Below are 25,769 nucleotides of genomic sequence, written 5' to 3'. Positions count from 1 at the left end.
TGCGGCGAAGAAACGAGGCGCGGAGACGTCCGGTTCGCCTTGCAGCGCAGACCGGGGAATTAATGCTCAATTTTTAATTCTTAATTTTTAATTTTATTATTATTTCCCTATCTTTGCCCGGAAAGCATAATCCCAAACATATTCAAGCTATGGCAAAAGCAGTCAACATCGCCCGTTCGCACCGGTTGGACGGCATCGGAGAGTACTATTTTTCGCGCCGTCTGCGCGAGATCGCCGAGATCGAAGCGGCCACCGGCCGCCAGATCGTAAAACTGGCCATGGGCAGCCCCGACCTGCCGCCCCACCAGTCCGTGATCGACCGCCTGGCGAAAGAGGCGCAGCGTCCCGACGTACACAAATACATGTCTTATCAGGGTGAACCCATCCTGCGCAAGGCTTTTGCCGACTGGTACAAGAAATGGTACCGCACCGAGCTGGACTTCAAGTCGGAGGTGCTGCCGCTGATCGGCTCGAAGGAGGGTATCATGCACATCTGCATGACGTTCCTCAATAAGGGCGACAAAGTCCTCGTCCCGAACCCCGGCTACCCCACCTACTCGGCGGCCGTGCGTCTGGCGGGCGGCGAAATGCTCCCCTATGCGCTAAACAAGCAGACCAACTTCTACCCCGACTTCGACGCCATCGAAAAGGCCGGGCTGGACGGTGTGAAGATGATGCTCGTCAACTACCCCAATATGCCGACGGGACAAACCCCCTCGATGGAGCTGTTCCAGAAGATCATCGACTTCGGAGCCAGGCACAACATCCTGATCGTGCACGACAACCCGTACAGTTTCATCCGCAACGCCGAACACCCGATCTCGATCATGGAGGCCGAGGGCGCGAAGGACGTGGCGCTGGAGATGAACTCGCTGTCGAAAGGCCACTCGATGGCCGGCTGGCGCGTGGGCGTCGTCGTGGGCAAGAAGGAGTGGATCGACTCGATCCTCACGTTCAAGTCGAACATGGACTCGGGTATGTTCTACCCCATTCAGGCCGCTGCCGACACGGCGCTGGCGCTGGGCGAGGAGTGGTTCAAGGAGCTGAACGACATCTACTACGGCCGCGAGAAGCAGGCTTACGAACTGCTCGACGCGCTGGGATGCCGCTACCGCAAGGGACAGGCGGGCCTGTTCGTGTGGGCCGAGCTGCCCGAGGGCTACGAGGGCGACAGCTTCGCATTCTCGGACGAAGTGATGGAGAAGACCGACGTGTTCCTGACCCCCGGCGGCATCTTCGGTTCGGAGGGCAACGGCTACATCCGCATCACGCTCTGCTGCCCCGAGGCGCTGCTGAAGAAGGCCACCGAGAAGATCAAAGCCGCTTTCGGCAAGTAGAGGCGAAATCACGGCCTTACAGAAACAGCCGCCCCCAAAGGGCGGCTGTTTCTCGTTCACGCCTCTCCCGGCATCTCTGCGCGTTGGGCGGAAGCCATTCGCCGCAAAACAGGAAGGTCCCCTCCAGAACGAGGGGACCTTCCCGTATGGCGGAACGAACCGCAACCTACTTCATCAGCCAATGCCGCTTGAGCCACTCGCGGACGGGCAGGTCGTAGAGTTTCAGGCAGGCCCAGGCCAGACCGACGGCAAGCAGGAAAATCGCGACATTCACGAAAATGCCCGTGCCGAGCGGAGCGTCGGGATTCCCGGCCACCCAGGCCATCTGCATATAGACCAGCGGGTAGTGGGTGATGTAGAGCGGGAAGGAGATTTCGCCGAGGAACGTGCAGACGGCCACCGACCGGGCGCCGGCGACACGGCTTCCGGCCCCCATCGAGACGATCAGCGGGAAGACGAACAGGATGACCAGCGCCTGATAGCCACCGTCGATCCACGGGGCCGAAACACTCCCGACATGGGGCATGACCAAAGCGGCCGCGATCAGCAGCGAGCACCACCAGAATCCGCCCCGCACGCGGATCGCCGCATCGAGGCGCGAGAGCAGCAGCCCCGCGAAGAAGGGATACAGCAGACGCGAGAAGCCGATGTAGATTTGTTCCGGGGTGACGCTCCAGCCGCCGATGACGGTGTAGGCCGCAGAGCGGTCGGCGGAAAGCAGGCCGAACAGGTCGAGATTCAGCGTGAGGTCCAGCGTCAGCACCGCGGCCCCGGCCACGAACAGCCCCAGCACGAATTTCGGGAAGCGCCGGATGACGAGGGCATAGAGGATATTGGCGATGTATTCGTAGAGCAGCGACCATGCGGGTCCGTTCAGCGGGCTGGTCTCGCCCCAGCCGCGGATGTCCCACGACGGCAGCGCGGGCAGCATCGTACAGCCCAGCAGGCAGATCAGCAGCACCTCCCACCACTGTACGCCGGCGATCATCGGGAAGGCCGCGGACCCGAAGTAGAAGAACAGCGCGCCGATGAGAGACCCCATGATGACCATCGGATGCAGACGCACCAGGCGGCGCTTGAAGAAGCCCTTGAGCGACATGCAGTTCCAGCGGTCGTCGTAGGCGTAGCCGATCACGAAGCCCGAGAGCACGAAGAAGAAGTCGACGGCCAGATAGCCGTGGTTGAGCACCTGGTAGGCAGGGCCTTTGGAGTAGGTTTCCAGCAGGTGGAAGGCCACCACGATCATCGCCGCCACGCCGCGCAGTCCGTCGAGGATTTCGTAGCGCGGCTTCGAGGCCAGGTAACCGGTTGCGGTCGCAGACATGGGGATCGGACGGGATTCGTTACTCCTCGACGATGCGGATCGAAAGAATCTTGTCGCCCGGGCGGATGTCGTCGATCACGTCCAGCCCTTCGACCACCTGCCCGAAGCAGGTGTGGCGGCCGTCGAGATGCTGCGTATTCTCGCGGTTGTGGCAGATGAAGAACTGCGAACCGCCCGTGTCGCGCCCGGCATGGGCCATCGACAGCACGCCGCGGTCGTGGCGCTGGCGCGGGGCCGACGTCTCGCACTTGATCGTGTAGCCCGGACCTCCCGTGCCGTCGCCCCTGGGGCAGCCGCCCTGGATCACGAAGTCGGGAATCACACGGTGGAAGGTCAGCCCGTCGTAGAAGTTGTGTTCGGCCAGTTCGACGAAGTTGGCCACGGTTCCGGGGGTCTCGTCGGCATACAGCTCGGCTTTCATCGTCCCCTTTTCGGTCGAAATAATTGCGTACTTTTTCATGGATCGGTTTTATGGTCCGGTTCCGGCTGAACGGCCCGCGGTTTTCGCGGGTCGCTCGCGGCCGGGAAGCCGGAGTTGTCGTTATTCGGTGACTTTCACTTTTGCGGCGGCGGCGCAAACCCGTTCGCGCAGGGCTTCGAGGCTGCTGCCGTGGGGTTCGTAGCCCACGACGACGCCCATGCGGCGGTTCACGCGCGCCGAGGGTTTGCCGAAGATGCGGATGTCGGTGCGGGGATCTCCGGCGACGGCCTCTTCCACGCCCTCGTAACGCGGCGCGGAGGTCTCCACGCCCGAGAGGATCACCGCGCTGGCGCCCATGCGCTCGAAGGTGACCGCCGGAATGGGAATCCCCAGCACGGCGCGCAGGTGCAGTTCGAACTCATTGAGGTTCTGCGTCCCGGCCAGCGTCACCATGCCCGTGTCGTGCGGCCGGGGCGACAGTTCGGAGAAATAGACCCCGTTGTCGCGGCTCAAAAAGAACTCCACGCCCCACAGTCCGGCCCCGGTGAGGGCTTCGGTGACGGCGGCGGCCATGCGCTGCGCCTCGGCAAGGTGTTCGGGTGCGATCACGGGCGACTGGAAACTCTCGCGGTAGTCGCCGCCCTTCTGCACATGGCCGATCGGCGGGCAGAAAAGCGTCGGGCCGTCCTTCTGGGTGACGGTCAGCAGCGTGATCTCGCTGTCGAAGCGGATGAACTCCTCGATGATCAGTTCGCGGATGTCGCCGCGCGACCCTTCGCAGCCGTAATGCCAGGCGCGTTCCAGCTCGTCGGGACCCTTGACCAGCGACTGCCCCTTGCCCGAAGAGGACATCAGCGGCTTGACCACGCAGGGGAAGCCGATTTTCGCGGCGGCCTCGCGCAGTTCGCCGAGCGATGCGGCGTAGAAATACCGCGCCGTCTTCAGCCCCAGTTCCTTCGCCGCGAGGTCGCGGATGGCCTTGCGGTTCATCGTGAAATTCACGGCCCGGGCGCTCGGTACGACCTGGACGCCCGCCCGCTCGAACTCGTAGAGCCGTTCGGTGCGGATGGCCTCGATCTCGGGAACGATGATGTCGGGGCGGTGTTTTGCGACTGCAGCGGCCAGCGCGTCACCGTCGAGCATGTCGAAGACCTCCGCGGCGTCGGCCACCTGCATCGCGGGAGCGCCCGCATACTTGTCGCACGCCACGACGGTCTGTCCCAGCCGCTGTGCCGCAATCGCGAACTCCTTGCCCAGCTCGCCGGAACCCAGAAGAAGAATGGTTTTCATATCAGCATGTAGTTTAGTTACAGTATCGTTTAGTCGTTCTCATGGTCAATCTCCTGCGGCCTTTGGCCACATTTGCAAATCTGACCCTCCCCTAAATCCCCTCCTCGGAGGGGACTTATCGCATGCGACCGGATTGTCAACCAAAATGCGGGCACCGCTTATCGGGAATAGTCCCCCTGTTTTTTGCAACGCAAAGATAGCTTTTTCCGCTGAATTTCGTATCTTGTAACGACAAAACTGCGCAAGCCCAATGAAATGCTCCAAAATCCTGCTGTGCTTCGGCGCGCTGTGGGCGTCGTCGGCATTCCCGGCCCCGGCTCCCTGCGACACGCTCCGCGTCGCCTTTCTGACCGACATCCACGTGACGCCCGGCAACGTGCAGGATTCGCTGTTCCGCGTCGCGGTGGACGAAATCAACGCCTCGCCGTGCGACATCGTGATCTTCGGCGGCGACCTCACCAACCTGGGCAGCGACGCCGAACTGGAATATGTCCACGGGCTGATCTCACGGCTCGAAAAACCGTGGCACGCCGTGCCGGGCAACCACGAGACCACGTGGTCCGAAAGCGCCTGCACGACCTTCGCCCGGATCTTCGGCCACGACGGGCGCACCGCCTTCCGGGCCGGGGACTACCTCTTTCTGGGCTACGCTTCGGGACCTTTTATGAAGATGGCCATGGGAGCGGTGCGCACCGAGGACCTCGCGTGGCTGGCCGCGGAGGCCGCCAAGGCCCGGCCCGGCCAGCGCATCGTGAGCCTCTGCCACTATCCGCTGAACAACGACCTCACGAACCGCACGGAGGTGACGGCGACGCTCCGGCGGCTGGATATCCCGCTCACGCTGTTCGGCCACTACCACCGCGCACCCTCGCTGTTCAACTTCGACTCCATAGCAGGCATTCAGGGACGCGCCCTGCGCGGCAAGAGCGATTCCGACGCGGGCTACACACTGCTCGACTTCTGGGGCGACTCGGTCCGTGTGCGCGAAAAGACGCTGGGCGCGGAGCCGCGCACCCGCTTCACGATCCGCATGCAGGACGACCCGCAAACGCTGGCCCTCGCCTCCGACCCGACGCCCCCGGTTCCCGACTACAAGGCGCATGCGCAGCTTGTGTTGCAGGACAGCGCCACAATCTACACCGGAGCGGCCTTTTACAAGGACCTGGTGTATTACGGCACGACGCAGGGCGTGCTGCGGGCCTACGACACGCGCCGCAACCGCGAGGTGTGGCGTCAGCGTTTCGGCGGGGCGCTCTACACCACGCCCCTCGTGGCCGAAGGGCTGGTCATCGCGGGCACGACCACCGACGGACTGCGCGCCTACGACGCCCGCACGGGCCGCGAGAGGTGGCACATCGACACCCCGACGCCGATCGTCGGGCAGGGACTCGTCGCGGGCCGCGGACCCAACGCCGTGCTCTACATCGGTCTGGGCAACGGCACGATGGCCAAAATCGCGGTGAGCGACGGGCGGATTCTGTGGCGTTACGACTACGGACGCGGCCAGTCGCAGGGGCAACCCGCGCTGGCGGACGGGAAACTGGTTTTCGGAGCCTGGAACGGGCATCTTCACTGCCTCGACGCCGCGACGGGAAAACTCGGCTGGAAGTGGACCAACGGCTCGAAAAGCCTCTTCCTGTCCCCGGGCAACATCGTTCCCCGGATCGCCGGAGGCCGCGTGTTCATCGACGCGCCCGACCGCGCCGTCACCTGCCTCGACCTCGCCTCGGGAAGCGTCGTATGGCGCTGCACCGACTACAAGGCCCGCGAAGCATCGGGCATGAGCGCCGACGGCAAACGCTTCTACGTCAAAACCATGGACGGCGAACTGCTGGCCATCGACACGGCCCCGGACGCCTTCCGCCGGCTGTGGATCACCCCCGCGGGCTTCGGCTACGACTACACGGCCTGCCCGGTGACCGTGAGCGGCGGCATAGCCTACCTCGCCGACCGCTCGGGCAACGTCGCCGCCGTGCGCGAGGACGGCACGCCGCTGTGGTGCGTCAAGTGCTGCAACTCGGCGGCGAACTTCATCACCGAGGCTCCCGACGGCTCGCTGTGGGCGACTTTCGCCGAAGGTAAGATCTTCCGCATCCCTCCGCACGCACCCGCAGGGCACAAAAAGAAAATCCCGTAATTCTCAGAATTACAGGATTTTTCTCACAACTACTTGGTTTTCAGTGGAGGTGGCGGGAGTCGAACCCGCGTCCAAACAGGGAACCCGAAAGCTTTCTACACGCTTAGCCGCCATTTGATCCTTCTCCCCGTGCCTGGCAGGCGGCTACCGAACACGAGGCCCAGTTCCTTGATTTTCGCGCACCGGCCGGAACCCTCCGGCGCACTATCTCTAAATGGATGATACCCCGTATGAAGAGCCGTTAAAGAGCGGAACGTCCCTTCGGGATACTCGTCGCCAAAGCGCCTGGGCTTCGGCGATTAAGCCAATTTTCCTTGAAAATTAAGCAGCGAGTGCAAGGCTGTTATTGCCATTTGTAGTTTGAGCATCGGGATTAACGAGCCGCCACACAGCGCTCGGCGTGCTTACAATCAAACTCTGCCTGCTGTCAAAACCAGGCACCCCCGGTCTTTCCGCGCAAAGTCAATCGGAAACAGTGCAAAGATAGTACAAAACGCGGGCATTCGCAAATTTATTTGACAAATGCCGGGAGCAGCCCCGTCGGACCGAAAGCACCGGAGCCGGATTGTCCGGATTCGGAGCCTCGGCAGCCGAAACCGCGCCGCCGGCCCGTTCCGAAGCAGCAGGCGGAGCGTCTGCCGCAGTCCATCGCCCGCGAGGGGTTGCGCAAAATCCGCGCCGCACCCGCCTCCGGACGCCTGCCGGAACGCTTTTTTACCGGACGGATGAAGGGCATACGGATATTTTGCTTATCTTTGTTTGTTCGGAAAACAGAGCGAAACGCTATGAATGAAAAATATGTCGTAAATCTCCGCGACGTGGCTATCTACCATGCCGACAATCCCTTCGGCAGCTGCTCGGAGAAGAAACTCCTGCAACGGGGCGAGATGGTGCTCTCGGAGGTCAACCTGTCGGTGGCCCCGGGCGAATTCGTATACCTGATCGGACGTGTCGGGAGCGGGAAAAGCAGTTTTCTCAAAACTTTATATGCCGAGATGCAACTCCTTACCGGAAAGGGATATGTCGCGGGATTCGACCTGCGCCGCCTGCGCCGCAAGGACATCCCCTACCTGCGCCGCCGCATCGGCATCGTCTTCCAGGACTACCAGCTGCTCACCGACCGCAACGTCTTTATGAATCTTTACTACGTGATGAAGGCCACGGGCTGGAAGCGCGAGCAGGAGATCCGCGAGCGCATCGACCGGGTGCTGGGGCTGGTGGAACTCGGGTCGAAAAGCTACAAAATGCCTTTCGAGCTTTCGGGCGGCGAGCAGCAGCGGCTGGTGATCGCCCGCGCGCTGCTGAACGACCCGCAGGTGCTGCTGGCCGACGAGCCGACGGGCAACCTCGACCCGGTGACGGCCGACGGCATCATGCAGCTGTTCCAGAAGATCGCCTCGCAGGGCTGCGCCGTGGTGATGTCAACGCACAACACGGCCCTGATCGAGAACTACCCCGCCCGCGCCGTGCTCTTCTCCAAGGGCAAAATCCGCGAGGTGGACCTCAAGGCCGAACTGGCGTAATTCCGCATCAAGGCCGCAAAGCGAACGAACAGACCAAACAATCGTCCGTAAAGCCGTTTCCGGATGCTTGTTTTATCCGGAAATTTTCCGTATATTTGTACGATATTTAAAGACTACGATGAGTACCGAATTAGAAAACGTTAAAAAACAAGAAGAAGAATACTCCGCGTCGAACATTCAGGTCCTTGAAGGTCTCGAAGCGGTGCGCAAGCGTCCCGCCATGTACATCGGCGACATCGGCGAGAAGGGTCTCCACCACCTGGTTTACGAGGTCGTGGACAACTCGATCGACGAGGCGCTGGCGGGCTACTGCACCGACATCGACGTGACGATCAACGAGGACAACTCCATCACCGTCAGGGACAACGGCCGAGGCATTCCGACCGACTACCACGAGAAGGAGGGCAAATCGGCGCTCGAAGTGGTGCTGACGGTGCTCCACGCCGGCGGTAAGTTCGACAAGGGCAGCTACAAGGTCTCGGGAGGTCTGCACGGCGTCGGCGTCTCGTGCGTCAACGCGCTTTCGACGCTGCTGATCGCCGAGATCCACAGCCGCGACGGCAAGATTTACCGCCAGACATACAGCAAGGGCGCCCCGACCTCGCAGGTCGAGGTGGTCGGCGAATGTACGGACCGCGGTACGATCATCACCTTCAAGCCCGACGGCTCGATCTTCACGCATACCACCGAATACAAATACGACATCCTGGCCAACCGCCTGCGCGAGCTGGCGTTCCTGAACAAGGGCATCAGCCTGAACCTCTACGACAAGCGTCCCGACGAGGAGGGCAAGACCCGCGAGGACCACTTCTACTCGGAGGAGGGACTCAAGGAGTTCGTCAAATACCTCGACGCCACGCGCGGCACGCCGATCGTCGAGCAGATCATCTACCTCGACACCGAGAAGAACGGCGTCCCGGTGGAGGTGGCCATGCAATACAACGATTCGTTCTCGGAGAACGTACACTCCTATGTAAATAACATCAACACCATCGAGGGCGGTACGCACCTGACGGGCTTCCGCCGTGCGCTGACCCGTACGCTCAAGAAATACGCCGAGGATTCGGGCATGCTCGCCAAGCTGAAGTTCGACATCAACGGCGACGACTTCCGCGAAGGACTCACCGCTGTCGTATCGGTGAAGGTGCAGGAGCCGCAGTTCGAGGGACAGACCAAGACCAAATTGGGCAACGACGAGGTTGCGGCCGCCGTCGACCAGGCCTTGGCCTCGGCGCTGGGCGACTATCTGGAGGAGAACCCCAAGGACGCCAAGGCCATCGTGCAGAAGGTGATCCTCGCGGCTACGGCCCGCCACGCGGCGCGCCACGCCCGCGAACTGGTGCAGCGCAAAACCGTGCTGTCGGGCGCCGGGCTTCCCGGAAAACTCGCCGACTGTTCGAGCCGCGACCGTTCGATCGCCGAGATCTTCTTCGTCGAGGGTGACTCGGCAGGCGGTACGGCCAAATCGGGCCGCGACCGGAATTTCCAGGCCATCATGCCGCTGCGCGGTAAGATCCTGAACATCGAGAAGGCCCAGGAGCACCGCATGTGGGAGAACGAGGAGATCAAGAACATGTTCACGGCCCTCGGCGTCACGATCGGAACCGAGGAGGACTCCAAGGCCCTGAACCTCGAAAAACTGCGCTACGACAAGATCATCATTATGACCGATGCCGACGTCGACGGAAGCCACATCGCCACGCTGATGCTGACGTTCTTCTTCCGCAAGATGAAGGAACTGATCGAAAACGGCCACGTCTATATCGCCACCCCGCCCCTCTACCTCGTGAAGAAGGGCAAGCAGGAGCGTTACTGCTGGACCGAGAAGGAGCGCGACGAGATCTCAGCCGAGTTCGGCAAGGGCGTGCACATCCAGCGTTACAAAGGTCTCGGCGAGATGAACGCCCACCAGCTGTGGGAGACGACGATGAACCCCGACACGCGCATCCTGCGCCAGGTGAACATCGAGAACGCCGCCGAAGCCGACCGCATCTTCTCGATGCTGATGGGCGACGAGGTTCCGCCCCGCCGCGAGTTCATCGAGCGAAATGCGCATTACGCGAATATCGACGCATAAAACGACAGTCAGAAAAAGGATTGCCCTCTTCAGGAGGGTGATCCTTTTTTTTAATAACCACCGCAAATCGCATTGTTGAGAATAATCCGGACGACGGATGCCATAAAGTCCCCTCCGAGGAGGGGATTTAGGGGAGGGTCGGATTTGCAAACGACGCCGGAGGCGGCGAATAAAGACGGTCAGATGCGATGAAACGGTCTATAATATCAAAAACTTACTGATCTTATGAACGTAACGGTAATCGGAGTCGCCGGGGGAACCGGCTCGGGAAAATCGACGCTCGTCAAGCGTTTGCAGGAAGCGTTCATCGGCGACGACGTGGTGACGCTCTGCCACGACTACTACTACAAGGCGCATCCCGAACTCACCTACGAGGAGCGTACGAAACTCAACTACGACCATCCGCAGGCCTTCGACACGGAGATGCTCGTGGAGCATATCAAGGCGCTGAAGAACAACGTGCCCATCGAACACCCGGTCTACTCGTTCGTCGACCACGACCGCACGTCGGAGAGCGTGAGCGTGAAACCTTCGAAGGTGATCATCGTCGACGGCATCCTGATCTTCGAGAACAAGGAGCTGCGCGACCTGATGGACATCAAGGTTTACGTCGACACCGACGCCGACATCCGGCTGGCGCGGCGTATCCTGCGCGACGTCTGCGAGCGCGGACGCACGATGCAGTCGGTCATCACGCAGTACACCTCGACGGTGAAGCCGATGCACGAGGAGTTCGTCGAGCCGTCGAAGAAATACGCCGACGTGATCATTCCCGAAGGCGGCTTCAACTCGGTGGCCGTAGCGATGCTGATCCAGAACATCCGTTCGCTGATCCAGAGCAGCAAATAGGGAATCTAAATAGTAGCCTTAAAATGCTGAAACCATGAAAAAACTTATTGTTCTTTTAATTTTCTCGCTTTCATTTGGTTGGTTTGTCTTTGCTCAAAACAACAACGATGAAACTGAAAAAGCATCACCAATGCAAAATGCGGAATTAATTCGTAAAGTTTGTTTTCTTGATATAGAAGGTGAAGTATATACCGATGTAGTAGTTGCAATCAAATCCATTAGCCCAGATGGCTTTTTAGCGACAAATACAGGGTTAAAGTAAAAGTAACAGACTCTAACGGCAAAACAGTATGGAATAAGACTATGAAGAACGCCTATCTATATGTTTTTTCAGATGGACAAATTCAGATTGGAAGGCCCAAATTCAGTCAACTTGTAATTTATTCAGGTAAGCGTGCCAACAAATATGAGAAAGGCATAATAAGAGAAAAAGAAGGCGTGTATAATTAGAATAACACTAATCAAATAATAACACAAGCCCCGGACTTCTCGAAAAGAGGTTCGGGGCTTTGGTATATTCGACTTCCAGTATCGCTTTATCAGATACCAGTTATCTTCTTGATTTCGTTGAGTTTGTTCAACGCCTCGATCGGGGTCAGCGAGTTGATGTCGAGGCCCTTGATCTGGTCGCGGATCTGCACCAGCACGGGATCGTCGAGCTGGAACATCGACAGCTGCATGTTCTGCGGCCCGGCGCTCTCGGCGGCCTCCTTCACGGCCTGCGCCGCGGATTTGCGGCCCCGCTCCTTGAGGCTGCGGCTCGGCACGATCTCGTTGTTGCCGTAGACCAGTTCGAGGTTGCGCAGAATCTCGTCCGCCCGCGAGACGATCGACACCGGCATGCCGGCCATGCGGGCCACGTGGATACCGAACGAATGCTCCGTGCCGCCGCGCTCGAGCTTGCGCAGGAAGACGATCTGGTTGCCCATCTCCTTGACCGAGACGTGGTAGTTCTTCACCCGGGAGCACATCTGCTCCATCTCGTTCAGCTCGTGGTAATGCGTGGCAAAAAGCGTCTTGGCGCGGGCCGAGGGGTGGTTGTGAAGGTATTCGACCATCGCCCAGGCGATCGAAATGCCGTCGTAGGTCGACGTGCCGCGGCCGATTTCGTCGAGCAGCACGATGCTGCGGTCCGAAATGTTATTGAGGATGCTGGCCGATTCGAGCATCTCGACCATGAAGGTCGACTCGCCCTGCGAAATGTTGTCCGAAGCCCCGACGCGCGTGAAAATCTTGTCCACATAGCCGATATGGGCCGACTTCGCGGGTACGTACGAACCCATCTGGGCCATCAGGATGATCAGCGCGGTCTGGCGCAGCAGCGCCGACTTACCCGACATGTTGGGTCCGGTGATCATCATAATCTGCTGCTGCTTGTCGTCGAGCATCACGTCGTTGGGGATGTACTCCTCCCCCACGGGCATCAGCGTCTCGATCACCGGGTGGCGGCCCTGACGGATGTCGATGCGCTTGCCGTCGTCCAGCACGGGACGCACGTAGCGGCGTTCGCAGGCGATGCGTGCGAAGGACTGGAGGCAGTCGATGCGCGCCACCGCGGCGGCGTCGCGCAGCATCGGCGCCAGCGAACCGCAGATATAGGCCATGATCCCGGCGTAGATGCGCTGCTCCAGGATGAGCATCTTCTCCTCGGCGCCGAGAATCTTCTCCTCGTACTCTTTCAGTTCGCCCGTAATGTAACGCTCGGCGTTGGCGAGGGTCTGCTTGCGTATCCACGTCTCGGGGACCTTGTCCTTGTGGGCGTTGCGGACCTCGATATAGTAGCCGAAAACGTTGTTGTAGCTGATCTTGAGCGACGGGATGCCCGTGGCCTCGCTCTCGCGCTGCTGGATGCGCGCGAGGTAGTCCTTGCCGTGGAGCGCGATGCGGCGCAGGTCGTCCAGTTCGGGATCGACGCCGTCGGCGATCACGCCGCCCTTCTGTATCTGGTTGTTCTGCGGGTCGGGGTAGATTTCGCGGGCGATACGCTCGCGAACCTCCGCCAGAGGGTCGATCTGCTCTGCCAGCGCATGCAGGCGGTCGTCGTCGGTGGACTCCAGCGCAGCCTTGAGCGTCTCGATGGCTCCGAGCGAGTTCTTGAGCTGCACCAGTTCGCGGGGCGTGACCCTCTGGGCGGCGATACGCCCCGCGATACGCTCCAGATCGCCCACCAGCGACACCTGCTCGCGGATGACATCCGCCAGATCGGCGTCTTTGATCAGCCGTTCCACCACATCGAGGCGCTCGTTGATCTTCGCGGGGTCCTTGATCGGCATGGCGATCCAGCGTTTCAGCAGGCGGCCGCCCATCGGCGTCAGCGTGCGGTCGATCACGTCGGCGAAACTGCACTTCTCGCGCGCGCCGTTCGACGAAAAGAGTTCGAGGTTGCGGATCGTGAACTTGTCGACCCACACGTAGTCGTCCTGGTCGATACGCGCAATGGAGGCGATATGGCCCGTTTCGCGGTGCTCGGTGAATTCGAGGTAGTAGAGAATGGCCCCGGCGGCCGAAATGCCGCTGGTGAAGTGGTCCACGCCGAAGCCCTTGAGGGATTTGGTCCCGAACTGCTTGCAGAGTTTCTCGCGGTTGACGTCCTCCGAAAAGACCCACTCGTCGAGACGGTAGGTGTAGAGTTTCGACCCGAACGAACCGGAAAAACGGTCCTCGTAGCCGCGCTGGTAGACGACCTCCTTGGGCTGGAGGTTCGAGATCAGCTTGTCGACATAGCTGTCCGCTCCCTCGGCCACATAGAACTCGCCCGTGGAGATGTCCAGAAAAGCCACGCCCGTCGTCTGCCGGCCGAAATAGACCGACGCGATGAAGTTGTTCTCCTTGTTGGCCAGGATGTTGTCGCCCAGCACGATGCCCGGAGTCACCAGTTCGATCACGCCGCGCTTGACGAGTCCCTTCACCAGCTTGGGGTCCTCCAGCTGCTCGCAGATGGCCACGCGCTCGCCCGCCCGCACCAGCTTCGGCAGGTAGGTGTCGATGGCATGGTAGGGAAATCCCGCCAGTTCGACGTACGTCGCCGATCCGTTGGCGCGGCGCGTGAGCGTGATGCCCAGAATGCCGCTGGCCTTGATCGCGTCGTCGCCGAAGGTCTCGTAGAAATCGCCCACGCGGAACAGCAGAATGGCGTCGGGATGTACTGCCTTGATGGAGTAATATTGCTTCATCAGGGGCGTCTCGACATATTTTTTGTCGATTTTCTTTTCGGAAGTCAAAATAGAATATTGTATAATTTATACAACAAAGATAGGCCTTTTTTGAATGCCGTGCAAAGCCGACATCCAATTTTTTTCGTCTGTCCGGCCGGTTCTTTCCGCCCAAGCGTCAGAGAATCCCGTTCTCGGAGAACACTTTGCGGTAAAACTCCGCCTTCCACTCCACGGGACGCGGGAAGGCCCGCGACGAGGAGGGCATGCGCCACAGCGTCAGGTCGCGCCCCGCAAAGGGCATCGGCACGCACTCCCCCACGGCCGGTTCGCCGCAGCCCGTGATGGCGCGCAGCGTGTCGGTGGCCTTCTGTCCCGTCGTGACGACGGCCCGGCAGGCGGGAATGCGGGCCAGCAGGGTTCCGAGATCGACTTCGCGCACCACTTGAAGTGACGCGTCCGACGCATTGTCCTTCAGCCGGATGACCTCCACAGCCGTATCGTAGAGCGCAATCCCCCGCTCACGGCAGAAGGCCTCGATTCGCTCCCGGTCGAACCGCCGTCCGCCCGGTTCCAGGAAGTGCATCTTGTCGCCCGTAGCAAGGTAGCCCACGATCCGCCACATGTCGTTTTGCAGGTTGGGATAGAAGAACTCCATCGACCAGCGGATGCGTTTGGGCGGAAAGCTGCCCAGCATCAGCAGGCGGGCGTTTTCGGGCAGGAAAGGTTCAAGGGGATGCCGTTCGCTATTCATAGAATTTTTCATCGAAATTTACAAGATATAATTTATCGGTGGCGCGCGTCAGGGCCGTATAGAGCCAGCGGAGCATGTCGCGCGACATCGGCTCGTCGCCGAACAGGCAGCGGTCGACGAAGACCGCCCGCCACTGGCCGCCCTGCGCCTTGTGGCACGTGACGGCGTAGGAAAACTTCACCTGAACGGCGTTAAAATGCGGATTATCACGAATTTCCTTAAAGCGTTTCAACTTGCTTTTGATGTCCGTGTAGTCCTTCTCCACCTCGTAGAAAAGGCGCGTCGACTCCTCCCGGGTGAGCGACGGCGACTCCGAGGCGATCGTATCCAACAGAATCTTGCACTCGATCTCCGCATCGTTGTAGTCGGGAAATTCGAGCACGGCGTCGGCGAAGCGGAAACCATAGAAATCCTCGAACCGCCTGAGACGTTTCAGCCGCGCGATGTCGCCGTTGGCGATGAAGTTCATCGGGCAGTCTTCGGTATGCTCGGGGAAGTAGTAGTTGTTCTTGACGACCATCAGCATGTCGCCGCTCTCGATCTCCTCCTCGGCATAGAGCACGTTGCGGCGGATGCCCTCGTTGTAGCGGTTGGCCCGCTTGTTCGAGCGCGTGATGACGATCGTCTCGTCGCGGCCGTATCTGGCATAGCAATCCTGAAGTTTCTCGAGGAACTCGCCGCCCACGACCGCCTCGATGTCGGGAAAATCCATCTCGAAGCGGGGAATCTCGTAAAGGCCGTTTTCGAGCATGCAGCGCACCAGCGTGGCGTTGAAGAGGATGCCCGACTGCGCCTCCTGCCGCACCACCTCGTCCATCGTGCCGTAGACGATGCCGCCGTAGGCATCCATCGACACCGGGTCGAGCGCCGGGCTGAAATCAGCCCCGACGGGCGGCAGCTGCGCGCTGTCGCCGACCAGCACCAGACGGCATCCGCGGCCGCTGCGGACATACTCCACGAGGTCCGAAAGCAGCGATCCGCTGCCGAAAACGGCTCCGCCCTGCGTGTTGTCCGAAAGCATCGAAGCCTCGTCGACGATGAACACCGCCCCGCGTTCGGGGTTGATGTTGAGCGAGAATTTCGATTCGTAATCGGCATTCGTGCGCTGGCGGTAAATGCGTTTGTGGATGGTAAGTGCCTTCTCTTGAGCGTATTGGGCCAGCACTTTGGCGGCACGCCCCGTGGGAGCCAGCAGCACGGGTTTGATTCCCAGGTCTTTAAGCGCGCCGACAAGTCCGGCGATAAGCGTCGTTTTTCCGGTTCCGGCATAACCGTTCAGCACGAAAATCCTCGAAAAATCGTCGTCTGCAAGGTATTCGGACAACTTTTCTATAATTTTTTTTTGTCCGGGAGTTGTTTCGAAACAAATTTTAGCGTAAATTTGGGTCGCGATACGTGTGCTGAACATGCGTCGGTTTTTAATTGATGCAAAATTAATAACAAATATTTATTTAAAATGAAAAAACTCTTTCAAATCATTCTTGCCGTAGCAATCGTGGGTTTGGTCTACGTCATCTACGTCCAGATCTCAACTCCGATCCGGTTCGACAAAGAAACGAAGGCGAAGAAAGCCCAGGTTATCGATCGCATCAAGGATATCCGTACGGCACAGCGCGCCTTCAAATCCAAGTACCAGCATTTCACGGCCAGCTTCGACTCGCTGTCGGCTTTCGTGCTGACCGACACGCTCGAACTGGAGCGCAAGATCGTCGACGAAGACGACTCGGCGGCCATGGCCATGCTGAAGAAGTCGGGCAAAAAGAATATTGAAAAGTTCAAAATCGCTGTGATCGACACCATTTTCGCCCCCAAGAAGGTGACGCGTCAGGATGTCGAGAACTTCCGTTTCATTCCCGGAACCGGCAACAAGGCCCAGTTCATCATGGAGGCCGGCATCATCACCACCGAGTCGAAGGTCGTGATTCCCGTCGTGGAGTGCCGCGCACCCTACAAGGCGTTCCTCGACACGGTGGCTTACCGTCAGGAGGTGATAAACCTGATCGACGAAGAGCAGAACAACTTCAACCGCTATCCCGGCGTCAAGTTCGGATCAATGGATTCCGGTAACAATGAGGCAGGCAACTGGGAGTAACACGCCGCAGTCAGGCAATAAGGTGTCCATTCAGCTCTCGTTGGATGGACACTCTTTTTCGGTCCCTGCACTCTCGGAACTGCCTGCCGGAGAGGCCCCGGTGACGGTCGAGCTGCTGCTGCCCCGCACGATGCTCGTGCCGGGCGAACTCTTCGACGCGGAGCGGGGCGCCGAGATGCTCGCGGCCAACGGCATGCCGCCGACGGCGGAGGAGTGCGTCGTCGCCAGCGACCCGGAGGCGGAATTCGTCGCCGTCACTGCGATAAACCGCGAGGCGCTGCGGCAGGTGGAGGAGAAGCTGGGCGACAGGGCGCGGTTCACCACCCCGCTGCTGCACACCCCCGCGAATACGGCCAAAACCGTGTGGATGAGCCGCCGGGCGGGACTTCTATATATTAAGGTATACGACGGCGGCGAATTGCAGCTGGCCGAAGCGATTCCCGCGGCGACGGACACCGATGCCGCCTACTTTTTCGAACGGCTCGACGGCTGTTTCCCGTTAAAGGAATACGAACTCCGCATTGCGGGCGACAACCCGAAAGCGGCGCGCAAACTGCTCGGCAAACGATTCAGACAGACGACATGCGAATAGTCAGCGGAAAATACCGGGGCCGGGCGATCAACCCGCCCAAAAACCTGCGTGCGCGGCCCACGACCGACTTCGCCAAGGAGAACCTCTTCAACGTGCTGGGCAACCTGCTCGATTTCGAGGAGTGCGACGTGCTCGACCTCTTTGCCGGCACGGGGTCGATCAGCTACGAATTCGCCTCGCGCGGCGCACGGAGCGTCACGGCGGTCGAGATCAACGCCGTGCATCACGATTTCATCCGCCGGACGGCCGCACTGCTGGGGATCGAAAACTTCTACCCTGTCAAGGCCAACGTTTTCCTCTACCTGAAAAGCTGCGCCAAGCAGTTCGACGTGATCTTCTCCGACGCCCCCTACGACCTGGAGGGCAGCGAGCAGGTCGTGAAGCTGGTCCTGGAACGCGGGCTGCTCCGCCCGGGCGGCATCCTGATCTTCGAACATTCGAAAAAAATGGATTTTTCGGATCTCGATGAGTTCTGGCAATTAAGAAGTTACGGAAGCGTGCAATTTTCTTTCTTCAAAAAGCCGTAAAACCATTTGCCGATTAAAAAAAATACACTATCTTTGCATTCGCAATAACCGGAATGGTGCGTTAGTTCAGCTGGTTAGAATACGTGCCTGTCACGCACGGGGTCAGGGGTTCGAGTCCCCTACGCACCGCAGAGTTCGAAGGAACAATTCAAAAAAGCCTTGTAAACGGATCGTTTACAAGGCTTTTTCGTTGTTCGCGGCGGATGCCGGATTCGTCCTCCGCGAAATTCCGGATGCCCGAGGCGAATGCGATCGGCCCCGGCAAACGGACAAAAAGGCGGTTGCGGGCATCAATTCCGGCAAATCGCATCCGGCGCCCTATCCCCCGCCTACTCCACCAGACGGACGAAGCAGGCGTCGCTGACATTGGGACCGTCGCCGGCGGTCCAGTCGCTTATCAGAAACGCATTCGACCCGAAATGGTTGAAATCGTATGTCGAAACGTTGATGTCCCACGAGGAGGTTCCGTTCGACTGCCGGTTGCACCAGTAGAGTCCCCCGAAATTGGTGTAGATGGTATGGAAAAGCGGACGATAACGTACATCGGAAGAGGTATAGAGTGCGCTGCGGGCGGCGTAACGCAATACGCCGTACTTTCCATTCTCCTGGGCGCAATGCTTCCGGCGGCCGTATCCGGACACGCCCACCGGGAAGAAGATATTGGCCCCGGCGCCGCCCGAATTGAGACTTCCCGCAGGATTGAAGACGAAACAGCCGCGCATGCCCTTGTTCGTGTTGCTCGCATTGTAACAGGCATAGCCGTTCACGTCCGACAGGTTCAGCGAAGTCTCAATCGAAGCATCGTCGTAGAGCACGCCGAACGCAAACTGGCAGTTCTTCTGTAACACCTCGAAATCCGCCAGTTCAGCGACATGGCACTGCCTGCCGCCGATGGTTTGCGGCATGTTGCTGAAGCCCTCCGAACTGCGCGACTTGCTCGTTATCCGGGTCTGCCCGGGGACCGCATTCCAGGTTCCCGTCAGCCCCGAACTCGTGGGAGCCAGCCGGAACGGAGTCGTGACATGGTCGGCAAACCGGTCGAACTGGTTGTTGACGGCGTCAATGGGCTGGTCGACATTGCCGTAGCGGAAGAGCGAACCCTCCTCGCAGGGCGCGGCGGCCTCGTGATCCTGATATTTCAGGTTGAATGTGTGCCATTTGGCCGATCCGGCCACCCGGATGGGGGCATAGCCCTGACGCACGAAGATGCGGTGGTAGCACGACAGGTTGTGATAGCGGACCAGGATGATGCCGCACCGGCTTTGATCTTCGCCGATCGTACCGGCGGGCTGACAGGTAAAGCGGATTTCGGACCCGGTCGATCCCTCCACCGTGCCGCCCAACACGCCGTTGAGCTTGATCCACTCCTTGCCGACCTCGACCTCGGCCTTCCAGGGACCTTCGGTAAATCCCCACCCCGCCGCCGGTTTGCCCCTCCGGCACGCCGCGGTTCAGACGCTTCAGCCGCAAAACGGCGGTCAACACCCTTCACAGGGCGAGACAGCGTGAAGGCGACAAAAAAAAATTTCAATGCTTTTGTCCTTAAGAATTAAGCAGATTGGTGCGAATGCCGCCGGCGCGCCGCACAAAAAATCAAAAAAAAAGTTGCAGACTAAAAAAAATGTAATACCTTTGCACTCGCAATAACCGGAATGGTGCGTTAGTTCAGCTGGTTAGAATACGTGCCTGTCACGCACGGGGTCAGGGGTTCGAGTCCCCTACGCACCGCAGAAACAAAAGGAACTTTCGGAAAAGTTCCCACGAAAATGAAAATCACCCCTGTCAGAAATCTCTCCGGCAGGGGTGAAATCCTATCTATACCCCATCTTGTCAGCCCCCCCTTCACTTTCCACTTTTCACCTTTCACCTTTCCATCCCTCCTCCGCTCCGACATCCGCCGACTCCGATCCATTTATTTTCCATAGGAAATTTGTTTTATCGGAAAATAATCAATACTTTCGCAACGTTATTTCAATGGAAAACGTAAACCCGTTATAAGATGAAACTGCTGAAACGACATTGGCCGACGCTGCTGGGAGCGGCGCTGGGAGCCTTGGGAGGCTATCTCTACTGGTATTTCGTGGGGTGTGCCGACGGCACGTGCCCGATCACCTCCTCGCCGCTCAACAGCACGCTGTGGGGCGCCGTCATGGGCGGACTGCTGTTGAGCATGTTCGAACCGAAACCGCCCCGGAAAGAGTGAAAAAACGGGCGCCCGGTCGGTTCCGGACGCCCGTTTTTGCGGCTGACGGCCGCTATCGCCCCGTCACGCGCATGTAACGCGCCAACGAAGTCCGGTAAGCGGCGCATGCCGAGGTGAAGTCGTTGCGGCTCCGGGTGTAGAGCGTCTCGGCGTCCAGCAGGTCGGTGAGCGGAGCCGTTCCGGCCTGGTAGAAATTGCGGTTCTGCCGCAGGTTCTCGGCGGCCGACGTCACGGAACGCCGCGTCAGCAGAATCTGCGCATAGGATTCCTGCACCTCGCTCCACGTCCGCTCGATCTCCACGGCCAGCATCTCGCGGGCCTGCAACCGATCGTTCTCGGCCTGCTGCTCCCGGATGCGGGCCTTCTTCAGGGCGTGCGCCCCGCCCCACCAGTCGGAGATGGGGACCGACACCTGGGCGAAAACCAGCCCGTCGTCCACATCCTTGTCCGTCACGTTGTAGTAGAGGTAGCCGGCCCCGACGCCCACCGTCGGCAGGCGTTTGCCGCGCTCCATGCGCTTCCGGTACTTCTGAGCCTCGACATTCTTCTCGGCGAGCCGGTACTCGGCCCGGTTGTCCAACGCCTCCTCGACCGGCACGTAAAACGCCGCGGGCGCCTCGGGCTGGCCGAACTCCGCCGCCGCCACGTCGAAAGCGCGCCAGTCGACACCGATATGCTGTGCCAGCAGCATCTTCGAGACTTTCAGTCCGTTTTCGACCTTCAGGCGGTTCGACGCGATCTCCTGCTGCCGCAGTTCCACGCGCAGCAGGTCGTTCGTCGTCACCAGCCCGGCCTTGACCGAGAGTTCCACCTGGCGGTGAATCTCCTCCAGCTGGCGTTCCACGGCTTCGATGGTCGAAAGATTGTCGCGCAGCGACACGACCTGCCAGTAATAGGCGTCGGTCTGCTCGCGCACCTCGGACTCGGTCTTCTGCAACTGCAACCGCCCGACCTCCTCGCCCAGCCGGGCGAGCTTGTTGCCGTTGACGATCTTCAGCCCCGCGAAAACGGGCTGCACGGCCGTGATGCCGCCCACAATCCCCCGCTTGACCATCGACAGCGGCAGGTTCATCGTCCCCAGCTGCGGGATGGTCATGCCGAAATCGGCCTGCACCAGTCCGTGCTGGGCCTGGAAAACGCCTCCCGTGGCCGAGACCTGCGGGAAGTAGCCGGTCAGCGCCTCGCGGCGCGTTTGCAGGGCCGCTTCAAGTTCGAACCGGCCGTCGCGGAGCGTGCGGTTGTGCTCGGCGGCGGCCGCGCGGCATTCGTCGAGCGTCAGGGTCTGCGCTCCGGCCGGAAGGGCCGTGCAGCAGAGAATCAGATATACGAGAGCCTTTTTCATCACTTGTAGATTTTGGAGTAAAGAACCGGAAGGATCGTGACCACGAGGATCAGCGAGCCGATGCCTCCGGCGAAAATCGTAACACCCACGGGCGCCCAGAACGTACTGCCTCCCAACATCATCGGCACGACGCCCACGGCCGTGGTGGCCGTCGTGAGGAAGATCGGGACCATGCGGCGCTTTCCAGCGTCGTAGGCCGCCAGCTTGCCCGACCAGTGGCAGACCTTGCGTTTGTCCTCGGCATGCTGGTACATCAGGATCACGTTCCGCACGATCATGCCCAGCAGGGTGATGAAACCCAGCACCGAGGTCAGCCCGATGGTGAAGTCGGCGATCCACAATCCGACCATCGCGCCGAACAGACACAGCGACATCGAGGCCATGACGACCAGCGTGATGCCGAATTTGCGGAAGTTGACGAGGATGAAGAAAAAGATGATCACCAGCGAGATGCTCAACCCCGCGGCGATGGGCGGCAGGGTCTCGGCGTCGAACTCGTGCGCGCCGCCCAGCTCGGTCTCGACGCCCGGCGGGAGCGGAATCTCGTCTTTCAGCATCCGGCTGATGCGCGAGGTCATCCGCATCGCGTTGGCGCCGCGTTTCAGGTCGGCCGTCACGGTGATGCAGCGCATGCCGTTGCGGTGGACGATCTTCGACTGGCTCCACGCGGGTTCCACGTCGGCGATCTGCCGCAGAGGCACGCTCACCCCCGGCACGGGCGAGGAGACATAGGTGTCCCCGATGTCCGACAGCGAGCGTTCGCCCAGCCGGGCGTCGCGCTTGAGCACCACCGGGAGCCTGTAATCGCCCTCCCAGACCGAACCCACGGCCACGTCGCCCGACGCCAGGGCCATATTGGCGGCCACGACCGTGCGCGTGATACCCAGCTGCGACGCCGTGACGGGATCGAGCCGCACCTCGGCGATCGCCCGCGGGTCCTCGTAATCGGTATGCACCCATTGCAGTTCGGGCATCTGCCGCATGCGGGCCATCAGCCGGTCGGCCGCGGCGCGCAGCGAGTCGATGTCGCTGCCGTAGAAGCGGAATTCGAGCGACGGCACGTTCTGGTAGTCGAGCTGCTTGAACTTGACGTAGGCTTCGGGGAAACGGTCAGCCCACGCGTCGGCGTACTCGTCGAGAATGGACTCCGTATCATCCACCGACGTGGTGTTGACGATGAACTGCGCGTAGTTCTTGCCCGCGATCTGCGGGGCGTAGCTCATCTGGAAGCGCGGCGACGAGCACCCCACGAACGAGGTGACCGACTTCACCCGTTCGTCGGCCCGCAGCGCCCGGTAAACCGAATCGGCGACGGCCCCGGTGCGTTCCAGCGGCGTGTCGGGGCGCAGGTAGATCTCCACGGCGAACTGGTCCCGGTCGGCGAAGGGAACCATGCGGAACTTGAGCTGCGTGGCGATCAGCAGCGACACGACCACCGAGGCGGCGCCGAGCGAGATCGTCAGCCACCCGTGGCGGAAGGTCCACGCCAGCACGCGGCGGTAGACGTCGTGCACCCGGTCGGTGAACGACCTGCGGCCGTCCCTGCGCACGTGAACGGCCGGAATGATCAGTATCTCGAGGAACGGAATGACCATCACGGCCAGCAGCAGCGACACCATCAGGTTAATGGTGATCGTCCACGGGAACCAGGTCAGGAAGTCGCCCATCATGCCCGTCATCGTGAAGAGGATCGGATAGAAGATCATGCAGATACAGATCGTGGCCAGCAGCAGCGAGGGGAAGAACTCCCGGGCGCTCTCCACGGCGGCGAACCACCGCGAATGGCCGCGCCCGAGGTAATCGAGGTAGCCGTCGATCACCACGATCGAGTTGTCGACGATCATGCCCAGCACGACGACCAGCGCGGCGAGCGTCACGGTGTTCAGCGGAATGCCGCAGAGGTACATCATGCCCACCGATATGAAGGTCGACATCGGGATCGTCAGCGCGGCGACGATGGCCGACCGCAGCGGGAAGAGGAGCATCATCACGACGATGATGATGGCCATGGCCACGAACAGGTCGCGCAGGAACGAGTGCACCGAGTCGCCGACGACCTTGGCCTGGTCGGCGATGCGCTGCACGCTGACATCGGCGGGAAGCTCCTCTTCGATGAAGGCGTGCAGCACCTCGTCGACCTCGCGGCCGTACTCCACGATGTTGTTCCCGGCCTGCATCTCCAGCGACAGCAGCACGCAACGGTGGCCGTTGTTGCGGATATAGCTGTCCGGATCGTCGTACTCGCGCACGACGCGTGCCACGTCCTTCACCCGCAGGACGTGCCCTTCGGGATCGCTCCAGACGATCTGCTCGGCGACCTCCCGCTCCCCGGCCAGCGACGGCGCGATGTGGATCGGGGTCTCGGTCTCGGCATTGCTCACCGAGCCGCCCAGCGGGGTCAGCCCCTGCGCGGCCAGCGCCGCGGAGAGCGTCTTCTCGCCGATGCCGTAGGCCGCGAGCCGCTCGGGATCGGCGTAAACCGAGATCTGCTCCTGCTGCACGCCGTAGGGGCGCAGGTTGGAGACCGACTCGATGCGGCGCAGACGGTCGCTCAAATCGTCCATATACCCTTTCAGTTCACGGTAGGAGCGCGTGTCCGATTCGAGGGTGATCAGCAGCGCCGAGGTGTCGCCGAAATCGTCGTTGGTCACCACGGCCGCGACACCCGCAGGCAGCTGCATCTTGAACGCCGCCAGCCCGTGCTTGACTTTCGACCATACCTCGTCCTTGTCGTTCACATCGTCGTTCAGCTCGACCATCACGTAACACATGCCGTTCTGCGACGTGGAGGTGGTCTTCGCACGCTTCACCTCCTTATAAGTCATCAGGAACTGTTCGAGCGGCTTCGCCAGCTGCTCTTCGACCTCCTCGGCCGTCGCCCCGGGATAGACGCCCACGACGACGCCCTGCCGGATCGTGTACTCGGGGAACTCCTGCTTGGGAATGCGCGCAAGGGCGTAGATTCCGAACACGAACAGGCAGCCCACGATCAGGAAGGTGATGCGAAAATTCCGCATCGACCAGGCTATTACGCTATTCGAACTTCTCATCGCCATACGACTTTACTGCCCTCGCCGATCTTCTGCATGCCGTCCACGACGATGCGGTCGCCCGCCGCGACGCCCCCGGTCAGCACGATGCCGTTGTTCACCAGCCGCCCCGTCGTGACGGCCGTACGCACGGCCGAATCGCCGCGCACGGTCCACACGAAACGGCTCCCGTCGCCCGCCTGCTGCACGGCGCGCAGCGGAACGGCAATCTCCTCGGCCGACTCTGCGGGCGAAACCGTCACGCGGCACACCATGCCCGGCAGCAACTCGCCAGCGGCGTTGTCCAGCGTGGCGCGCACGTCGTAGGTGTGGGCCGCGGGATTGGCCACGGCGCCCTTTTCGATCTTCCCGGCGGGGAACACCCGGTCGCCGAGCGCGGCGACGCCCACCCCGATCCGGCTGTCGGCGCCGAGCCGGGCGATCTCCTGCTCGGGGACCGAGAAGCGCACCTTGACGCGTCCGACTTCGAGCAGCGTCAGCACGGGAACGCCCGGCAGGGCCGTCTCCCCGGCCGAAATCCGCCGCTGGCCGACCACCCCGGAAAAGGGCGCGTAAAGCGAGCAGTCCTCCAGATTCTTCTTCGCGATCCCGAAGGCCGCCTCGGCCTGCCGCAGCCGGGTCTGCGCCTCGACCCACTTGATCTCGGGCAGGCTCTCGGCGTCGTAGAGCTGTTTCAGACGCGCGCAGGCGTCCTTCGCCTGATTCAGCGCGGCTTCGGCGGCCTCGAAAGTCCGGCGCGCCGAGGTGGGATCGAGCTCGGCGAGCAGGTGACCTTTGCCGACGCGCCGGCCCTCGTCCGCAAAGGTGCGGGCGACGGTCCCGGCGACGGGGAAGCTCAAGGCGGCCGAAGACTCCTCTTCGATCGCACCTACATAAACGGCCGCCCCGACGTCGGCCGAGGGCGCGGCCACGATGGTTTCGACACGCAGCGGATCGACCGTGCGGTTCTTTTTCGGAGATGAACAGCCGGCGGCCAGCAGCAGCGCGGCACAGAAAACAGTTCGTTTCATCGGTTCTTCAATTTTTCGATGCAAAGTTCCCCTTTTAGCCCCCTCCGGAAAAGGCCGCCGTGTCGGTTAAATTAGCCGATTGGTTCGAT

Annotated in this window: 19 protein-coding genes, 2 tRNA genes, 1 other RNA gene and 1 pseudogene; 12 read left to right on the top strand and 11 right to left on the bottom strand. The window is 60.8% G+C overall.

The window, feature by feature from the left end:
* Nucleotides 1–149: 149 nt before the first annotated feature.
* The gene (locus tag NQ492_RS14910; protein ID WP_015546068.1) at nt 150–1,337 is read left to right on the top strand and encodes a pyridoxal phosphate-dependent aminotransferase; all 1,188 of its coding nucleotides are present in this window, start codon (nt 150–152) and stop codon (nt 1,335–1,337) included.
* A 166-nt stretch (nt 1,338–1,503) separates the two neighbouring features.
* Here the strand turns inward: NQ492_RS14910 and NQ492_RS14905 are convergent, their stop codons facing one another.
* The 3 genes and pseudogenes from NQ492_RS14905 to purT form a co-directional block, all read right to left on the bottom strand.
* Nucleotides 1,504–2,661, bottom strand: coding sequence for an acyltransferase family protein (locus NQ492_RS14905; RefSeq protein ID WP_015546067.1), 1,158 nt, complete (start codon nt 2,659–2,661; stop codon nt 1,504–1,506).
* Between the two features lie 19 nt (nt 2,662–2,680).
* The gene (locus NQ492_RS14900) at nt 2,681–3,121 is read right to left on the bottom strand and encodes a peptidylprolyl isomerase (RefSeq protein ID WP_015546066.1); all 441 of its coding nucleotides are present in this window, start codon (nt 3,119–3,121) and stop codon (nt 2,681–2,683) included.
* An 81-nt stretch (nt 3,122–3,202) separates the two neighbouring features.
* A pseudogene (gene purT / locus NQ492_RS14895) lies at nt 3,203–4,381 on the bottom strand (formate-dependent phosphoribosylglycinamide formyltransferase); the annotation flags it as partial.
* 241 nt (nt 4,382–4,622) lie between these two features.
* On the opposite strand from purT, the gene NQ492_RS14890 reads away from it, so the two are divergent.
* Nucleotides 4,623–6,509 carry an outer membrane protein assembly factor BamB family protein gene (locus NQ492_RS14890; protein ID WP_015546064.1) on the top strand — a complete coding sequence of 629 codons (1,887 nt, stop codon included), beginning with the start codon at nt 4,623–4,625 and terminating at the stop codon, nt 6,507–6,509.
* Between the two features lie 41 nt (nt 6,510–6,550).
* Here NQ492_RS14890 and ssrA read toward each other — a convergent pair.
* Nucleotides 6,551–6,954, bottom strand: a transfer-messenger RNA (tmRNA) gene (gene ssrA, locus NQ492_RS14885).
* Nucleotides 6,955–7,294: 340 nt separating this feature from the next.
* Here ssrA and NQ492_RS14880 point away from each other — a divergent pair.
* The 4 genes from NQ492_RS14880 to NQ492_RS14865 all read left to right on the top strand — a co-directional run bounded on the left by NQ492_RS14880 (nt 7,295) and on the right by NQ492_RS14865 (nt 11,220).
* Nucleotides 7,295–8,032 carry a cell division ATP-binding protein FtsE gene (locus NQ492_RS14880; protein WP_015546063.1) on the top strand — a complete coding sequence of 246 codons (738 nt, stop codon included), beginning with the start codon at nt 7,295–7,297 and terminating at the stop codon, nt 8,030–8,032.
* Between the two features lie 118 nt (nt 8,033–8,150).
* Nucleotides 8,151–10,109 (top strand): DNA topoisomerase (ATP-hydrolyzing) subunit B, encoded by a 1,959-nt coding sequence (gyrB, locus tag NQ492_RS14875; RefSeq protein ID WP_015546062.1) that lies wholly within the window; start codon nt 8,151–8,153, stop codon nt 10,107–10,109.
* A gap of 225 nt (nt 10,110–10,334) precedes the next feature.
* Entirely contained in the window at nt 10,335–10,958 is a 624-nt protein-coding gene (gene udk, locus NQ492_RS14870) for a uridine kinase (protein WP_015546061.1), read from the top strand.
* 34 nt (nt 10,959–10,992) lie between these two features.
* Entirely contained in the window at nt 10,993–11,220 is a 228-nt protein-coding gene (locus NQ492_RS14865) for a hypothetical protein (RefSeq protein ID WP_217727501.1), read from the top strand.
* Between the two features lie 277 nt (nt 11,221–11,497).
* Here NQ492_RS14865 and mutS read toward each other — a convergent pair whose 3' ends face one another.
* The 3 genes from mutS to NQ492_RS14850 all read right to left on the bottom strand — a co-directional run bounded on the left by mutS (nt 11,498) and on the right by NQ492_RS14850 (nt 16,272).
* Entirely contained in the window at nt 11,498–14,131 is a 2,634-nt protein-coding gene (mutS, locus tag NQ492_RS14860; protein ID WP_172633831.1) for a DNA mismatch repair protein MutS, read from the bottom strand.
* A gap of 157 nt (nt 14,132–14,288) precedes the next feature.
* Complete coding sequence (locus NQ492_RS14855) at nt 14,289–14,864, bottom strand: uracil-DNA glycosylase family protein (protein ID WP_015546059.1); 576 nt, start codon at nt 14,862–14,864, stop codon at nt 14,289–14,291.
* On the bottom strand, nt 14,857–16,272 hold the full coding sequence (locus NQ492_RS14850; RefSeq protein ID WP_259873106.1) for an ATP-dependent DNA helicase: 1,416 nt from the start codon (nt 16,270–16,272) through the stop codon (nt 14,857–14,859). Before NQ492_RS14850 ends, NQ492_RS14855 begins: the two co-directional genes overlap by 8 nt.
* Nucleotides 16,273–16,320: 48 nt before the next feature.
* Here NQ492_RS14850 and NQ492_RS14845 point away from each other — a divergent pair, with 48 nt between their 5' ends.
* The 4 genes from NQ492_RS14845 (at nt 16,321) to NQ492_RS14830 (ending at nt 18,204) form a co-directional block, all read left to right on the top strand.
* Complete coding sequence (locus NQ492_RS14845) at nt 16,321–16,956, top strand: hypothetical protein (RefSeq protein WP_015546058.1); 636 nt, start codon at nt 16,321–16,323, stop codon at nt 16,954–16,956.
* A 22-nt stretch (nt 16,957–16,978) separates the two neighbouring features.
* On the top strand, nt 16,979–17,548 hold the full coding sequence (locus NQ492_RS14840) for a DUF3822 family protein (protein WP_231839852.1): 570 nt from the start codon (nt 16,979–16,981) through the stop codon (nt 17,546–17,548).
* Entirely contained in the window at nt 17,539–18,075 is a 537-nt protein-coding gene (locus NQ492_RS14835; protein WP_015546057.1) for an RsmD family RNA methyltransferase, read from the top strand. The genes NQ492_RS14840 and NQ492_RS14835 overlap by 10 nt, the downstream gene beginning before the upstream one ends.
* A 55-nt stretch (nt 18,076–18,130) precedes the next feature.
* A tRNA-Asp gene (locus tag NQ492_RS14830) sits at nt 18,131–18,204 on the top strand.
* Between the two features lie 200 nt (nt 18,205–18,404).
* On the opposite strand, the gene NQ492_RS14825 is transcribed toward NQ492_RS14830, so the two are convergent.
* The gene (locus tag NQ492_RS14825) at nt 18,405–19,421 is read right to left on the bottom strand and encodes a hypothetical protein (RefSeq protein WP_259873102.1); all 1,017 of its coding nucleotides are present in this window, start codon (nt 19,419–19,421) and stop codon (nt 18,405–18,407) included.
* A gap of 308 nt (nt 19,422–19,729) precedes the next feature.
* Here NQ492_RS14825 and NQ492_RS14820 point away from each other — a divergent pair.
* Together NQ492_RS14820 and NQ492_RS14815 are read left to right on the top strand one after the other, a co-directional pair.
* A tRNA-Asp gene (locus NQ492_RS14820) sits at nt 19,730–19,803 on the top strand.
* Between the two features lie 271 nt (nt 19,804–20,074).
* Complete coding sequence (locus NQ492_RS14815; RefSeq protein WP_015546056.1) at nt 20,075–20,278, top strand: DUF6132 family protein; 204 nt, start codon at nt 20,075–20,077, stop codon at nt 20,276–20,278.
* A 52-nt stretch (nt 20,279–20,330) separates the two neighbouring features.
* On the opposite strand, the gene NQ492_RS14810 is transcribed toward NQ492_RS14815, so the two are convergent.
* The 3 genes from NQ492_RS14810 to NQ492_RS14800 are packed head-to-tail and all read right to left on the bottom strand — an operon-like array spanning nt 20,331 to nt 25,680.
* On the bottom strand, nt 20,331–21,620 hold the full coding sequence (locus tag NQ492_RS14810; protein ID WP_015546055.1) for a TolC family protein: 1,290 nt from the start codon (nt 21,618–21,620) through the stop codon (nt 20,331–20,333).
* The gene (locus NQ492_RS14805) at nt 21,620–24,670 is read right to left on the bottom strand and encodes an efflux RND transporter permease subunit (protein ID WP_044054673.1); all 3,051 of its coding nucleotides are present in this window, start codon (nt 24,668–24,670) and stop codon (nt 21,620–21,622) included. The genes NQ492_RS14810 and NQ492_RS14805 overlap by 1 nt, the downstream gene beginning before the upstream one ends.
* Nucleotides 24,667–25,680, bottom strand: coding sequence for an efflux RND transporter periplasmic adaptor subunit (locus NQ492_RS14800; RefSeq protein WP_015546053.1), 1,014 nt, complete (start codon nt 25,678–25,680; stop codon nt 24,667–24,669). The genes NQ492_RS14805 and NQ492_RS14800 overlap by 4 nt, the downstream gene beginning before the upstream one ends.
* Between the last annotated feature and the right edge of the window lie 89 nt (nt 25,681–25,769).

Source organism: Alistipes shahii WAL 8301, from assembly GCF_025145845.1.
GTDB lineage: Bacteria > Bacteroidota > Bacteroidia > Bacteroidales > Rikenellaceae > Alistipes > Alistipes shahii.
The sequence above is the reverse complement of the archived record's forward strand: the minus strand, read 5'-3'. Positions and strand labels throughout refer to the sequence as shown.